Raw genomic sequence first — 12812 nt, forward strand, 5'->3', positions numbered from 1 at the left:
CACCTACGGCAAAGAGAGGAATCACTGTCTCGAGGGCTCGATTTCGGGCCGGAGAGAGGGATCACTCGTGTGATAGCAGTGATCGCTGTCCCTTTAATAGCTCAGAGCGCGTCTGTAGTATCAGTCAACCGACGCAGTGGCCCACGTTCTCGACCGCCGTGGCCCGAGTTCCGGTATCGAAGTCGTGGAGTGATTCGGCTTGATGCAGAGTTGAAACAATATGAAAACGTTCGAACACACGATCGAGATCGCAGCACCCGTCGAACACGTCTTCGAGTTCGACAGCAATCCAGAAAACTGGTCGCGGACCATGGGCAGCATGCACGACGTGGAGATCATCGAAGAGACCGACGACAGCACCCGGCTGCACGCCACCTACAAACTGCTCGGTACCTCGATGGACCTCGAGATGGAGTTTCGCGTCGTCGAACCGAACGAACACACGATGGTCACGATCGAGGGGGACGGGATGACCGGCGAAATCCACAACTACTTCTCGGAGACCGACTCCGGGACGCAGCTTCGCCACCGCGCGGAGTACGACCTCGGCGATTCGCTGTTTGACCGCATCCTCGCGCCGGTCGCCTCGCGGTACAACGAGCGACAGCTCGGGGCGCACCTCCAGAACACGAAAGAGCTCGTCGAAGCCGAAGTCGAAGCAGAGACGGCTGTTCCAGCCTGATCGGGACACTCACACCACCAGTTCGACGAGAAGCCACGCGACGCCGACGGCCAGAAGCGACAGCGCGAGGTTCCCGACGGCGTGGACGGCTGGGTGTGTGGGTCGACCGCGCTCCCACAGGCGGACGACGTCGACGCTGAACGAGGAGTACGTCGTGAACGCGCCACAGACGCCCACCCCGACGAACAGCGCGGCGCCCTCCCCCGCGCCGCCGAAGGTGACGACTCCGAGCAGAAAACTCCCGAGGACGTTCACCAGAAGCGTCGCGAACGGGTATTCGTCCGTCGGCAGCGCCGCGTACGCCCCGTACCGCAACAGTGCACCCAGCGCCCCGCCGACCCCGACCAGCTGTACCGCCAGAAGCGAGTTCATTCCCGGTCGCCTCCCGTGAGCTGCTCTCCGACCGAGGTCCGTCGGATCACTCCCCGGGCGAGAAGCACCGCGCCGAATCCGAGCGCGTAGCTCGCGAGCACGTACAGAATCGCACTTTCGGGGTGGGTCGTCGCGTCGAGGACGAACGTACTGTAGGTGGTAAACGACGAGAGGAAGCCGGTACCGAACAACAACTCGAGTCGCGAGGAGAGCTCCCCGCCGGTGAGCCCTCTGTACACCAGCGTTCCGAGCAGAAAGCTCCCGAGGACGTTCACCAGAAGCGTCGCCTCCAGTGCTCCCGGAACGAGAAGCGAGATCCCGTATCGCCCGTTCGCGCCGAGGTAGCCGCCGACGGCGACGATCGCGGCGTTTCGGAGGCGTCGTCGGTTCTCGGCTGTGAGCTGTCCGTCCATTCGTTCGGAGATAACACGACAGCAACGTAAACGGTCCCGTTTCTCGCGCCGACGCCGCGGGTTTCAAGCCGTCATCGCCCAATCGTCGGACATGCGACTCTCGGAGTTTGCCGCGAAACTCGACGACAGACTCGACACGGAGGCGTACGCCGACGTCGACGCGAGCGCGAACGGGCTACAGGTCGGCCCCTCGCCCGACGCGGGCGCGGTCGGCAACGATCCCGTGGTGGACCACGCCGCCTTCGCGGTCGACGCCGCGATGGAGACGATCGAGGCGGCCGCAGACGCGGGCGCTGACGTGCTCGTTACCCACCACGGGCTGGTCTGGGGTGGGCTGGACCGGATCACCGGCAGCGACTACGCCCGGCTGGCGCCGCTTGTCGAAGGGGATCTCGCCCTGTACGTCTCGCATCTCCCGCTGGACGGTCACCAGGAACTGGGCAACGCGGCGGGGATCGCCGACCTGCTGGGCGTGACGGATCGGGCGCCGTTCGGCGAACTCGGCGGGGAGTACATCGGAATACACGGAGAGATCCCGGGTGGAACCAGCACGACGCAGCTCGCAGAGACGCTCGAGACCGAACTCGACACCGGCTCCGGCGACGTTCGGCTACTGGATTTCGGGCCGGCGAACGTCTCGGACGTGGCGATCGTCACCGGCTCCGGGACCGACTGGCTCGGCGAGGCGGTTGCCGCCGGCGTGGATGTGCTGGTCACCGGCGAAGGGAAAGGAAAGGTGTACCACGAGGCACGCGAAGCCGGCATCTCGGTCGTCCTGGCGGGCCACTACGCGACGGAGACGTTCGGAGTTCGGGCGCTCCAGGACGTCGTCGACGGCTGGGGGATCGAGACGACGTACCTCGGTCATCCCACCGGCCTGTAGCGGTTCGAAAACGGAGCCGAATACGACCGGAATCGTGCGTCGCGGCGAATCGTGCATCGCGGCGCGTCGCGGCGAATCGTGCATCGCGGCGGTCAGTCGCTAGCCTGCGTCGGGTCGGTCTCCGGTGCGCCGCCGGCCCGGCGGTGGCCAGTCACGCCGAGGTCGGCGTCGACGAGCGGCAGGCGGGGGAATTCGTCGAACGACTGGATCATGAAGTCCGCGAGCACACACCGCCCCCGGTTGTCGTGACCGTGTCGCTCGACGTGGACGGCGTCGTAGCCGGCGTTCCAGGCGGCGCCGACGTCGGTGGAGCTGTCGCCGGCGAGCACGACCCGTTCGGCGTCGGCGGCGTCCATCGCCCGGAGCGCGTACCGGACCGGTGCTGGGTCGGGCTTCCAGCCGAGTTCGTCGGTACAGCAGACGACGACGTCGAACCAGTCGCGGATGTCGAGGGTATCCAGCACCGGCGAGGCCAGGAACTCCTGGCTGTGGGTGACAAGGCCGATCGGCCCGTGGATCTCGCGGATCAGGCGCTCGGCGTCGGGGTGGAGATACGTGGCCTCGGCGCGCTCGAGGGGGTCCTCGGTGGCGTGAAACGTGTCCCAGAACGTCGTCGGCTCGAGCGCCCACTCCCGGAGCTGTGCGTTCCGGTCGCCGCCGAGTCCGTGCCAGAGCGTCAGCGCCTCCCGGTCGGTGAACTCCCGGCCGATGCGGTCGCCGACGCGGTCGAACAGCTCCCGAGTGTACGGCCACTCTACGTCGACGACCGTGCCGTCGAGGTCGAACAGCCACACCTCGTACGTGTCGAGCGCCATCGGGAGTACCCCATAGAGCGTCGACCGATATGGGTTTTGCGGCCGACAGTGCGACGGATCGCCGGTTGTGGACGACCGTCGGGACTGCAGACCACTGCAGTTCTCGACCACGACCTTTAACGCCCGTCGCCCCATATTTGTGGACATGTCCGCGTTACGGGAAGCCCTTCGGGAGCTTCCGGAGGCGATCTTCGCCGATCTGCTCGAGTCGGAGGACGCATATTTGCTCGTCATCGACCTGCCCGGAGCGACTGCGGAGACGACGGAAGTGATCGCGGAGCCGAACCGGATCGACGTGGAGGCACGTCGGGAGAAGATCTCTCCCGAGGGGTTCCAGTACGTCCGCGAGGACCGGCCGCTGTTTCTCGACGCCGAACTGCCGTTGCCCCCCGACTGTGTCGGCGACGCGGCGGAGGCGGAGATGGACGGCGGCGTCCTGGAGATCCGGCTGCCCAAACGCGACGCGGCGGGACGCAGAGAGATCCCGATCGACGAAACGTAACGGGTGGTCACGCTGGTCACTCTCCGCGCGTACTGGCGGTTCGTCCTGATCATCCGCCAGTTCTTTCCGCTGATCGTCGCCTACGCCAGGGACAGGCGACGGTATCTCCTGTTCGGTTCCTCCCGGGAGGTCGAATACGAGACGCAGGTGGAACGCGCCGAAATCCTGCTTGAGACGCTTCTCACGCTCGGCCCGACGTTCATCAAGCTCGGACAGTTGCTGTCGACACGACCCGACATTCTCCCGTCGGCGTACATCGACGTCATCTCGAGCCTGCAGGACGACGTCCCGCCGGCACCGTGGAGCGAATCCCGGACGGTGATCGAGGAGGAACTCGGCCCCGTCGAGGAGGCGTTCGACGAGTTCGAGACCGAACCGATAAGCGGCGCCTCGCTGGGGCAGGTGTACGTCGCTACCTACGAGGGACAGCGGGTGGCCGTCAAGATCCGTCGGCCGGGAATCGAGGAACTGGTCGAGGCTGACCTCCGGGCGATCCGGTGGCTGTTGCCCGTCTTGAAGCGGTTCATCGGGGAGGGGCGGGCGTTCTCGCTGGAGAACCTCGCAGACGAGTTCGCGAAGACGATCCGCGAGGAGATGGACTACGACCGCGAGCGGTCGATCCTCCGGGAGATCCGCGGCAACTTCGAGGGCAACGACAGTCTCGTCATTCCGGAACCGGTCGAATCCGCATGCACCGCCCGGGTGCTCACGATGGAGTACATCCCCGGGACCAAGATCAGCGACGTCGAGGAGCTCGACGCGATGGGGTTAGACCGGACCGAAGTCGCCATCGACCTCCAGCGGGTGTACATGCAGATGATCATCGAGGACGGCGTCTTCCACGCCGACCCCCACCCGGGGAACCTCGCAGTCGCCGAGGACGGGACGATCATCTTCTACGACTTCGGCATGTCCGGCCGGGTGGATCCGTTCATCCAGGACAAGATCGTCGACTTCTACGTCGCAGTCGCCCAGCAGGACACCGACGCGATCCTCCAGACGCTCATCGAGATGGGAACGATCTCGCCGAACGTCGATCGGGAGGTGATGGGTGAGGTGATGGAACTCGCGATCGCTGACGCCCGCGGGGAGGACATCGAACAGTATCGGGTGAACCAGGTGCTCGCCAGCGTCGAGTCGACAATCTACGAGTTCCCGCTCCGGTTGCCCCGGAACCTGGCGCTCATTCTCCGGGTGGTCACGGTTCTGGAGGGAGTGTGTGTCACGCTCGACGAGGACTTCGACTTCATCTCCGTCGCGACCGATTACCTCTCGGAGAAGGGCTACTACGAGCAGACCGCCCGGGAGCTGGCCGAGCGGGGCGCCAGACAGCTCCAGTCGACCGCGGAGGCGATGGTCACGATTCCGCCGAAGCTCGACCGGACCCTCGACCGACTCGAACGCGACAGCCTGTCGGTCAACGTCGCCGTCGAGGACGACCACGACGTGTTCGCGAAGCTCGCAAAGCGGCTCACGTACACGATCTTTTCGGCGGTCGGCGTGCTCTCGGCGTCGATCATCTACGCGTTCGGGGCCGACTGGCGAATCGCGGCGGCGGTCGCGCTTCTCACGCTGGTGCCGCTTTTGTTCCTCTACCGGTCGTTCCGCACGCCGAAGGCGATCCGGGCGCGCCCGCAGTTCACTCGACAGGCGATCCGGGAGCGGAAACAAAACGAGAAGTGACGTCGCCCGCGCCGTCGGTTCGGCTTTCGATCCCCCTGAGGATCCGCTCGGCCGCGACGTCCAGTCGGTCGCTCGCCTCCACGGGCGGGGTTCCCGCAAGCGCCGCCGCGGCGACGTCTTCGTCGTACGGCAGCGTCTCCAGCACCGGCAGCGACAGCGCCTCCCGGACGGCCTCGCCCTCGCCGTCCCGGACCCGGTTGACGACGGCGTACACCTCCTCGACGCCCATCTCCGTGGCCAGCTCCCGGATCCCCGCGGCAGTCTCGATCGCCGACTGCGACGGCCCGACGACCACGACCATCGCGTCGACGTCGCTCGCGGTCCCCCGGCCGAGATGTTCGATACCGGCCTCCATGTCGAGCACGGCGTAGTCGGCGTCGAGCGCCGACCGGACCAGCGACTGGACGACGCTGTTTTCGGCACACAGACACCCCGTGTTCGCACCCTCGGGCGCGCCGATCGTCAGCAGGCGACCGCGGTCCCGGTCGCCGAACCGGGAAGAGTGGCTCTCGAGGACGTCCTCGACGTCGGGAGAGAGCCGCACGAGCCCCCCGCCGCCGGCCCGGTCCTCGATGAGCCCCCGCTTTCGGGTGATCGCCGGCGGCTCCGTGCAGCCGATCGTCGCCGCCAGGTTCATGTCGGGGTCGGCGTCGACTGCGACGACGTCCCCCTCCCGGGTGAGTCGCGCGGAAAGCGCGGCCGACAGCGTCGATTTCCCGACGCCACCCTTGCCGGTCACCGCGATCCGCAGCGGGCCGTCGACGGTCGATTCGGTCTCGACGTCAGCGTGGTCGTGGGAATGGTCGTGATCGTGTGGGTGGTCGTGATCGTGGTCGTGATCGTGGTCGTGGGAATGGTCGTGATCGTGGTCGTGGGAATGGTCGTGATCGTGGTCGTGTCCCGCGCCGTCGTGACAGCCACACTCCTCACACATCGGATCTCACGCTCCCGTCTCGTCGAACAGCGCCAGCCGGCGTTCGTCGACCGCCGCCACGAGTGCGTCGATCGCCGCGTCGGGGTCCTCCTCCTGGATCGCGTAGCCGCCGGTGATCTCCTTCAGGTCCTCGGTCATGATCCGGCTGACCTCCTCGCTTTGATCCATGTGTAGCGTCGGGGCGGTGTGAACCGGCAGCCCGAGCGTCAGCGCCCAGGTACCGATGCTCACGGCCTTCTCGGCGATGAGCTCCGGCGCGCTGGCGGCGACGGGCAGCTCCCGGGTCGGGACGTCGGCGCCCTCCGAGATCGCCCGGACCAGGTTGCCGATCCGGGAGTTGTCGACACAGGAACCCATGTGCCACACCGGCGGCAGCGGGCCGTCGAGTCCGGCGGCGTCGCCCAGCGCGTGCAGTACCTCCGAGAGTCCATCGCCCGCGAGTTCGTCGGTCCGGGCGGGGTCGAGATAGCCCGCCTGGGCGGTGACGTGACCGATGCAGCCGGTGACGATCGGCAGCACGTTCTCCTCGAGCAGCCCCTCGATCAGCCGCTCGGTCATGTCGGCGGTGCGCTGTTTCGGGTTCGGACAGCCGACGATCCCGACGATCCCTTTCAGCTGGCCGGCTGCGAGCGCGTCGACGACCGGCGCGACCGGATCCTCGGGAGAGGCGGCCTCCAGAACCTCCAGCACGTAGTCCTCCGAGATGCCCACCAGCGCGCTGGTTCGCTCCTCGGGGATCTCGACGTCGTACTCCTGTCTGCTGTTCCGGTCCTCGTAGGCGGCGATCCCCCGCTGGACGATCTCGCGGGCGTCCGCCTCGGCGGTCTCGGGGTCGAAACTCACGTGTTCGGCGCCCGGAATCCGCACGTAGTCGGTCGTCGTCAACAGTTTCGTGTGATGACACTCGATGACGTCGCCGATCCCGGGCCAGATACACTGGATGTCCGCGACCATCGCGTCCAGCGCGCCCGTGGTGACGGCCAGTTCGGCCTGGGTGCTGTGAGCCGCAAGCGGGATCCCCCGCCGTTCGGCCAGCTCGTTGCCGGTACAGCAGATCCCGACGAGGTTGATCCCCTCGGCTCCCGCCTCGCGAGCTGCCGGCTCGAGTTCGTCGGCCATCTCGACGATCATCTCGCTGAGCACCGGCGAGTGGCCGTGGACCGCGATGTTCACCTGGTCCGCCTCGAGGGTACCCAGGTTCGCCTCGGTCTCGACCGGCTGCGGCCGGCCGAAGACGACGTCCTGGAGGTCGGTGCCCATCGTGAGACCGGCGTAGCCGTCGGCCATTCCAGCCTCCAGGGCGCCCGTGAGCAGGTGGGCCGGGTCGGCGTCGTTGCCCTGTGTCGTCCGGTGCATCGCCCGGGCGACCTCCATGTCGACGCTCGGTTTCGGCTGGATCCCCTGCTCTTTCAGGAACTCTCGCTGTTCGTCGGGCATCCGGTCGAGCCAGTTGAGCGTCTCGCCTGCGCCCTGGAAGTCTTCGACCGCGGCCTCGGCGACCAGCTTCGCGAGTTCGTTTTCGTCGTCGATTTCGGCCTCAATCCCCAGGTCGGCGGCGATCTCCTCGAGCTTCTCTGGGTCCTGGATGTCGTACGCCGACAGCCCGCCGTCGGCGATCTCTTCGAGCACCTCGACGATTTCGCGGGCGTGGTCGGCGTGGCTCGCGGCACCCGCGGCGATCTCCCGGTAGAGGTTCCGCGCGGCGACGGTCCCCGGCGTCGCCCCGCAGACCCCCCGGTCCATCCCGTGTGCCCCGTCGGTCACCCGGCACGGACCCATGTAACAGATCCGGCAGCAGCCGCCGCCGACGCCGAACGGACACTGCGGTTGGCTCTCCTCGAGACGATCCTCCGGCAGTTCGTACTCTCCGTCTGGCTGGGAAGACATCGGTCCTTCCCGAAGACGTACACGCTGCTGCGTAATGAGGGGGACCCGCGGTTGTCACGACGAGAGAGGGAGCGATATGCTTATAATCGGGTTAAGAGTCAGGGGGTGCTTTATTAGCGACTGCCGATTTCGGCGGCGACCTCACGTGCTCGCTTCCGTATCCGTTCGGCCTCGACGTCGACGTGTTCGCCGCCGTCGTACAGCACCTCCCCGTCGACCATTGTGAACGCGACCTCGTCGCCGTGGGCGGCAAACACCAGATGCGACCGGATATCGTGGATCGGCGTCGCTCGGGCGGTGTCGGTCGATAGCCCCACGACGTCCGCCTTCCACCCCTCCCGGAGCGCGCCCACCCGTTCGAACCCTGCCGCCTGCGCGCCGTTCAGGGTGGCCATCTCCAGGACGGTCCCCGCCGGTGTCGCCGTCGGATCCAGCGTCTCGACTTTCTGGAGCAGGCTCGCCTGTCGCATCTCCGTGAACGGATCGAGCGTGTTGTTGCAGGGGGGACCGTCGTTCCCGAGCGCGACGTTGATCCCCCGATCGAGGTAATCCGGGATCGGAGCCACCCCGGAGGCGAGCTTCATGTTCGAGGAGGGACAGTAGGTGACGTGAGTCCCCGTCTCCGCCAGGAGTTCGCGCTCGGATTCGTCGGTGTGGACACAGTGGGCGAGCACGACGTCTTCGCCGGTGAGGCCGACCTCGTCGAGCCAATGGACGTTCCGCAGTCCCGTTTCTTCTCGGACGGTTTCCACCTCTTCGGGGTTCTCGCTCGCGTGTGTGTGGATCCTGACGTCGTCGTGTCTATCGGCCAACTCCCGGGCGCCGCGGAGGCACGCCTCCGTACACGATACTGCAAACCGTGGTGTCACCGCGTACTTGATCCGGCCGTCGGCGGAGCCGTGGTATCTCTTGAGGAGTCGCTCCGTTTCCCCGAGAGCCTCGTCGGTGTCCTCCTGGAGGCCCTCGGGGCTGTTCTTGTCCATCAGCACTTTCCCGAGCCTGCCGCGGATGCCCAGTTCGATCGCCGCCTCGAACGCCTCCTCGGCGTGGTGGACCGACAGGTGATCGATCACCGTCGTCGTCCCCGACTCGATGCACTCGAGATATCCCAGCTCCGCTGCGGCCCGCATCGCCTCCGCATCCATCCCGGATTCCATCGGCAACACGTGGTCGAACAGCCACGACAGCAGCGAGGTGTCGTCGGCGATCCCCCGGCCGAGCGACTGCACCGAGTGGACGTGGCCGCCGACGAGCCCCGGCGCAACGATGTCGAACGCCCGCCGCTCGTGGTCGGGATAGCGTTCGAGCAGTTTCGAGCGCTCGCCGACGGCGACGATCCGGTCGTCCTCGGTCACCACCGCCCCGTCTTCGATGGTCGTCCCGGCGTCGACGACGACCGTTCCGGAAAGCAGCATACCCGTCCGGGAAAGGAGGTCCGTGCCAAAGAACCTGACCGTTTCAGTCGAGTTCCGGTTCTCGCTCCGGAAGGGAGTCCTTTTGGGGATGGCTACCGCAGTGAACCCATGGAGAACCCCGACAACCCGACAGCGACGATCAACACCAACTTCGGCGCGATCGAGGCCGAACTGTACGAACAGCGCGTCCCCCGAACCGTCGAGAACTTCATCGGACTCGCGACCGGCGACAAGGAGTGGGAGGATCCCGAAACCGGCGATACCCGGACGGATCCCCTCTACGAGGACGTCCCGTTCCACCGCGTGATCGGCGGCTTCATGATCCAGGGCGGGGACCCGACCGGAACCGGACGGGGCGGTCCCGGCTACACGTTCGACGACGAGTTCCACGACGACCTGAGCCACGACGGGCCGGGCGTGTTGAGCATGGCGAACCGCGGTCCCGACACGAACGGCTCCCAGTTTTTCATCACGCTGGCCGCCCAACCCCACCTCGACGGGAAACACGCGGTGTTCGGTCGGGTGATCGACGGGATGGACGTCGTCGAGGACATCGGGGCACTCCAGACCGACGGCGCCGATCGACCCGAGGAGGAGGCCCTCATCGAGTCAATCGACGTCGATCGCTGAACGGGTGTTACAAGGACTGTAACACGTTTTTGAAGCTGTAACACGTATCGTTAGCTACGTATAGGTGGTCGGCGATCGAACGACGACGTACGGGAGCGGACGAGCTCCGGTTCGTCCGACGCTCCCGCCGAAGCCGGATCGGGCACCACCGAACGCGTCGTCCTGTGCTCTCCCTGACGCAAACCTCTGACATTTCGGCCGCGATCCAGGCTGCCCGGCGGTCGACCCTCCCCTGCTTCGACCGTCTCCGGCTTCCGATAGGTACCATCGCCGCTGGCGCTGGCTCGAGGGGAACCGTCAGCGTTTTCGTCCGCCGACTGGCCGTTCGAGTGCAAGCTCCTCCCCGTCGCTCAGCACCTCGTCGAGCGGGACCGTCCGGGACCGGTACCGATCGTACTGTTCGTCCGCCCAGTCGAACAGCTCCGGCGAGTCGGATTCGACCACGGCCCGGACGTTGTTCTCGTCGTCGTACGCGCCCAGGCAGGTCCACTCTTCACACAGCATGAGGCCGAACTCGATCGGCTCCGGATGGACCCGAACCTCGACGTCGCCGTTCTCTACGGCACGGTCGACGGCGTCGGGGAATCCGGCCCGAGACGCCTCGAGTACGCCGGGGTCGATCGTCAACTCGAGGTGTCCACCTCCTTCGATGAACTCGCCGGCCGCCTCGTTGAACACCTCGGCGACGATGGGCGTGACCGCACGCATCCGGTCTGCATCGGCCGTCGAGATGAGCTCGACCAGCCGCTGAACTGTCGCGAACGGGTCACGGTCGCGTGCGGCGGTGATTTCGGCGCTTTTCAGGGCACTCCACGGGAGATCGTCGGCGATCGGTCCGATGTGGGACGCGAACGGTCCGAGTTCGCTGGCCCGTTCGAGGTCTGCACGCAGCGACTCGTACGCGCGATACACTCCGCGACCGGTGACGGTCACCGTGTATCGACGCCCCCGCTTGACCACCCAGTCGCGCTCCAGATAGCCGGCGAGGATCCGCTGGACGGTCGTTCTGGTGGCGTCCACCCGGTCTGTGAGCTCCGTCGGTCGCAGCGGCTCTTCACACAGCGCTGAGAGGATTTTCGCACGAACCGGTGACCCGGCCAGATACTGAACGTCGTCGTGTGCGGCCATCGACCGACCGGAGCTACGGGAGTCTGAATGAAATACGTTGTCGTCGACCGTTGCAAGGTGCCACTCGGCTTCGACCTACTTGCGCGACCATATAAGCGTTCCCGGAAACCTTTATGACTGGCCGTGTGTGTGAATAACTTGCATAGTATGTTCGAACGGTTTTCCAGCGGATACTACCTCGGGGAAATGTACGTCGAACCGCACGACGGCGACTATGCGGTGCTCAACCGTGCGGATCACGAGCGGGTAAACGAGCAGCTGTATGCGACAGGTGAGGGGCTCGAACGGCTCGACGCGCCGCTCGTCATGAAACTCGACGGACGACATTTCCCTGTACTCGGTGACTGCGACGTTCCGACCGGGACACTCGCGCTCCCGCCGACGTACACCGAACGCAGGCTTCCGGCGAGCCGCGAGGTGCTGCTCGCGAAGGCCGACCGGGCCGTCGAACTCCTCCGGTACGCCGGCTGGGAGCCGTCCGCCGGAACCTGACCGGCTGCCGTTCCGATCTCCGTTTTCCGTTTCCTGTTCCCCCCTGTTTCAAGTCCACGCGGGACCGCTCCCCGGTATGATCGACAGGCTGTTGGGCCGCGCGGAACTGAAAGCGCGGATCGACGAGCTCGAGGAGGCAAACGAGCATCTCGAGCGACAGCTCGAAGCCGAATCCGATCGTCGGGCCGACGCCGTGACCGAAAGACAGCGGGCCGAAGAACGGATCAACCGTCTCGAGGATCGGGTCGAAGAGCTCCAGGATCGCGTCCGCCGGGCCGAGGGTGGTCCCGACGAGGTGCTGTCGTTCCGGCACGTCGAACGCTGTCGCGGACGCCGTCTCGAATCGGTCCTCGATCGGCTCCGAAGCTTCGCGGCTCCACAGGAGGGGGTCCTGACGGCGTACGTCGACGGGGACGTTCCAGAGTCCGTCCGGGAGGTGCTCGGCGACAGGAGCCCGCTCGTTCGGGACGCCGCCCCGGCGCTGGTTCTCGCGGACGACGCCGGAGTCGTCGCCGCCGCGATGGTCCCGCCGCTGCCGCTGGAGCCGTTCCTCGAGTGGGACGACCGGTTCCGCCTTCCTCGGCGGTGGTTCCGACCGACGGGACGGTTCGGCTTCGGGCTCGTCCGATCGGACACGTGCGCGTTCGGGATCTACGACGGCGAGGAACTGGAAGCGTTCGAGGGGTTCGAAAGCGACGTGATCTCGGATCACTCGAAAGGTGGGTTCTCACAGGGGCGGTTCGAGCGCCGCCGGGACGAGCAGATCGACGTCCACCTGGATCGGGTCCGGGACGTGCTCGAAGACCGGGATGGGGATCTCGACCGGACGATCCTCGTCGGGGAGGGGACGCTGCTCTCGCGGCTGGCGTCCGAGGCGGACGTCACGGCGACTACAGATGCGGGTGGGGCCGATCGGGACGCTCTCGACGAAGCGTTCGCGGAGTTCTGGACGACGAAACTGTACGGGCTGTGAGGT

Annotated in this window: 14 protein-coding genes; 7 read left to right on the forward strand and 7 right to left on the reverse strand. The window is 66.4% G+C overall.

Annotated features, from left to right (window positions below; all coding sequences use genetic code 11):
• The first annotated feature begins 220 nt into the window (after nt 1-220).
• Nucleotides 221-682 carry an SRPBCC family protein gene (locus tag RH858_RS15020; RefSeq protein ID WP_259534083.1) on the forward strand — a complete coding sequence of 154 codons (462 nt, stop codon included), beginning with the start codon at nt 221-223 and terminating at the stop codon, nt 680-682.
• 9 nt (nt 683-691) lie between these two features.
• On the opposite strand, the gene RH858_RS15025 is transcribed toward RH858_RS15020, so the two are convergent.
• Together RH858_RS15025 and RH858_RS15030 are read right to left on the reverse strand one after the other, a co-directional pair.
• Nucleotides 692-1054, reverse strand: coding sequence for a CrcB family protein (locus RH858_RS15025; RefSeq protein WP_310562312.1), 363 nt, complete (start codon nt 1052-1054; stop codon nt 692-694).
• Nucleotides 1051-1467, reverse strand: coding sequence for a CrcB family protein (locus tag RH858_RS15030; RefSeq protein ID WP_259534081.1), 417 nt, complete (start codon nt 1465-1467; stop codon nt 1051-1053). Before RH858_RS15030 ends, RH858_RS15025 begins: the two co-directional genes overlap by 4 nt.
• Nucleotides 1468-1558: 91 nt before the next feature.
• Between RH858_RS15030 and RH858_RS15035 the strand changes: the two genes are divergently transcribed.
• Nucleotides 1559-2350 carry a Nif3-like dinuclear metal center hexameric protein gene (locus tag RH858_RS15035; protein ID WP_259534080.1) on the forward strand — a complete coding sequence of 264 codons (792 nt, stop codon included), beginning with the start codon at nt 1559-1561 and terminating at the stop codon, nt 2348-2350.
• A 92-nt stretch (nt 2351-2442) separates the two neighbouring features.
• On the opposite strand, the gene RH858_RS15040 is transcribed toward RH858_RS15035, so the two are convergent.
• Entirely contained in the window at nt 2443-3165 is a 723-nt protein-coding gene (locus RH858_RS15040; RefSeq protein WP_259534079.1) for an HAD family hydrolase, read from the reverse strand.
• Nucleotides 3166-3310: 145 nt separating this feature from the next.
• On the opposite strand from RH858_RS15040, the gene RH858_RS15045 reads away from it, so the two are divergent.
• Both RH858_RS15045 and RH858_RS15050 read left to right on the forward strand, forming a co-directional pair.
• Nucleotides 3311-3667, forward strand: a complete 357-nt coding sequence (locus tag RH858_RS15045; protein ID WP_259534078.1) for an Hsp20/alpha crystallin family protein — start codon at nt 3311-3313, stop codon at nt 3665-3667.
• Between the two features lie 3 nt (nt 3668-3670).
• Entirely contained in the window at nt 3671-5350 is a 1680-nt protein-coding gene (locus RH858_RS15050; RefSeq protein ID WP_310562313.1) for an AarF/ABC1/UbiB kinase family protein, read from the forward strand.
• Here the strand turns inward: RH858_RS15050 and RH858_RS15055 are convergent.
• The 3 genes from RH858_RS15055 to RH858_RS15065 all read right to left on the reverse strand — a co-directional run bounded on the left by RH858_RS15055 (nt 5307) and on the right by RH858_RS15065 (nt 9586).
• Nucleotides 5307-6284, reverse strand: coding sequence for an ArsA-related P-loop ATPase (locus RH858_RS15055; RefSeq protein ID WP_310562314.1), 978 nt, complete (start codon nt 6282-6284; stop codon nt 5307-5309). The two genes, RH858_RS15050 and RH858_RS15055, sit on opposite strands and share 44 nt — an antisense overlap.
• Before the next feature lie 6 nt (nt 6285-6290).
• A complete protein-coding gene (gene cooS / locus RH858_RS15060) occupies nt 6291-8171 on the reverse strand; it encodes an anaerobic carbon-monoxide dehydrogenase catalytic subunit (protein ID WP_310562315.1) in 1881 nt (626 codons plus the stop codon).
• 113 nt (nt 8172-8284) lie between these two features.
• Complete coding sequence (locus RH858_RS15065; RefSeq protein ID WP_310562316.1) at nt 8285-9586, reverse strand: 5'-deoxyadenosine deaminase; 1302 nt, start codon at nt 9584-9586, stop codon at nt 8285-8287.
• Between the two features lie 108 nt (nt 9587-9694).
• Here RH858_RS15065 and RH858_RS15070 point away from each other — a divergent pair, with 108 nt between their 5' ends.
• Entirely contained in the window at nt 9695-10216 is a 522-nt protein-coding gene (locus tag RH858_RS15070; RefSeq protein ID WP_310562317.1) for a peptidylprolyl isomerase, read from the forward strand.
• Between the two features lie 297 nt (nt 10217-10513).
• Here the strand turns inward: RH858_RS15070 and RH858_RS15075 are convergent, their stop codons facing one another.
• Complete coding sequence (locus tag RH858_RS15075; RefSeq protein WP_259534066.1) at nt 10514-11344, reverse strand: transcriptional regulator; 831 nt, start codon at nt 11342-11344, stop codon at nt 10514-10516.
• A 147-nt stretch (nt 11345-11491) separates the two neighbouring features.
• Between RH858_RS15075 and RH858_RS15080 the strand changes: the two genes are divergently transcribed.
• Both RH858_RS15080 and RH858_RS15085 read left to right on the forward strand, forming a co-directional pair.
• Nucleotides 11492-11836: a DUF5802 family protein gene (locus tag RH858_RS15080; RefSeq protein WP_310562318.1), complete on the forward strand. Its 345-nt coding sequence runs from the start codon at nt 11492-11494 to the stop codon at nt 11834-11836.
• 76 nt (nt 11837-11912) lie between these two features.
• Nucleotides 11913-12809, forward strand: a complete 897-nt coding sequence (locus tag RH858_RS15085; protein WP_310562319.1) for a Vms1/Ankzf1 family peptidyl-tRNA hydrolase — start codon at nt 11913-11915, stop codon at nt 12807-12809.
• The last annotated feature ends 3 nt before the right edge of the window (nt 12810-12812 follow it).

Source organism: Halalkaliarchaeum sp. AArc-GB, from assembly GCF_031432225.1.
In the GTDB taxonomy this organism is placed as follows: Archaea; Halobacteriota; Halobacteria; order Halobacteriales; family Haloferacaceae; genus Halalkaliarchaeum.

Bases quoted from the DNA above. Each gene is read 5' to 3' on its own strand.
- RH858_RS15020 (WP_259534083.1), top strand. From the start codon at position 221: ATGAAAACGTTCGAACACACGATCGAGATCGCAGCACCCGTCGAACAC.
- RH858_RS15025 (WP_310562312.1), bottom strand. From the start codon at position 1,054: ATGAACTCGCTTCTGGCGGTACAGCTGGTCGGGGTCGGCGGGGCGCTG.
- RH858_RS15030 (WP_259534081.1), bottom strand. From the start codon at position 1,467: ATGGACGGACAGCTCACAGCCGAGAACCGACGACGCCTCCGAAACGCC.
- RH858_RS15035 (WP_259534080.1), top strand. From the start codon at position 1,559: ATGCGACTCTCGGAGTTTGCCGCGAAACTCGACGACAGACTCGACACG.
- RH858_RS15040 (WP_259534079.1), bottom strand. From the start codon at position 3,165: ATGGCGCTCGACACGTACGAGGTGTGGCTGTTCGACCTCGACGGCACG.
- RH858_RS15045 (WP_259534078.1), top strand. From the start codon at position 3,311: ATGTCCGCGTTACGGGAAGCCCTTCGGGAGCTTCCGGAGGCGATCTTC.
- RH858_RS15055 (WP_310562314.1), bottom strand. From the start codon at position 6,284: ATGTGTGAGGAGTGTGGCTGTCACGACGGCGCGGGACACGACCACGAT.
- cooS (WP_310562315.1), bottom strand. From the start codon at position 8,171: ATGTCTTCCCAGCCAGACGGAGAGTACGAACTGCCGGAGGATCGTCTC.
- RH858_RS15065 (WP_310562316.1), bottom strand. From the start codon at position 9,586: ATGCTGCTTTCCGGAACGGTCGTCGTCGACGCCGGGACGACCATCGAA.
- RH858_RS15070 (WP_310562317.1), top strand. From the start codon at position 9,695: ATGGAGAACCCCGACAACCCGACAGCGACGATCAACACCAACTTCGGC.
- RH858_RS15075 (WP_259534066.1), bottom strand. From the start codon at position 11,344: ATGGCCGCACACGACGACGTTCAGTATCTGGCCGGGTCACCGGTTCGT.
- RH858_RS15080 (WP_310562318.1), top strand. From the start codon at position 11,492: ATGTTCGAACGGTTTTCCAGCGGATACTACCTCGGGGAAATGTACGTC.
- RH858_RS15085 (WP_310562319.1), top strand. From the start codon at position 11,913: ATGATCGACAGGCTGTTGGGCCGCGCGGAACTGAAAGCGCGGATCGAC.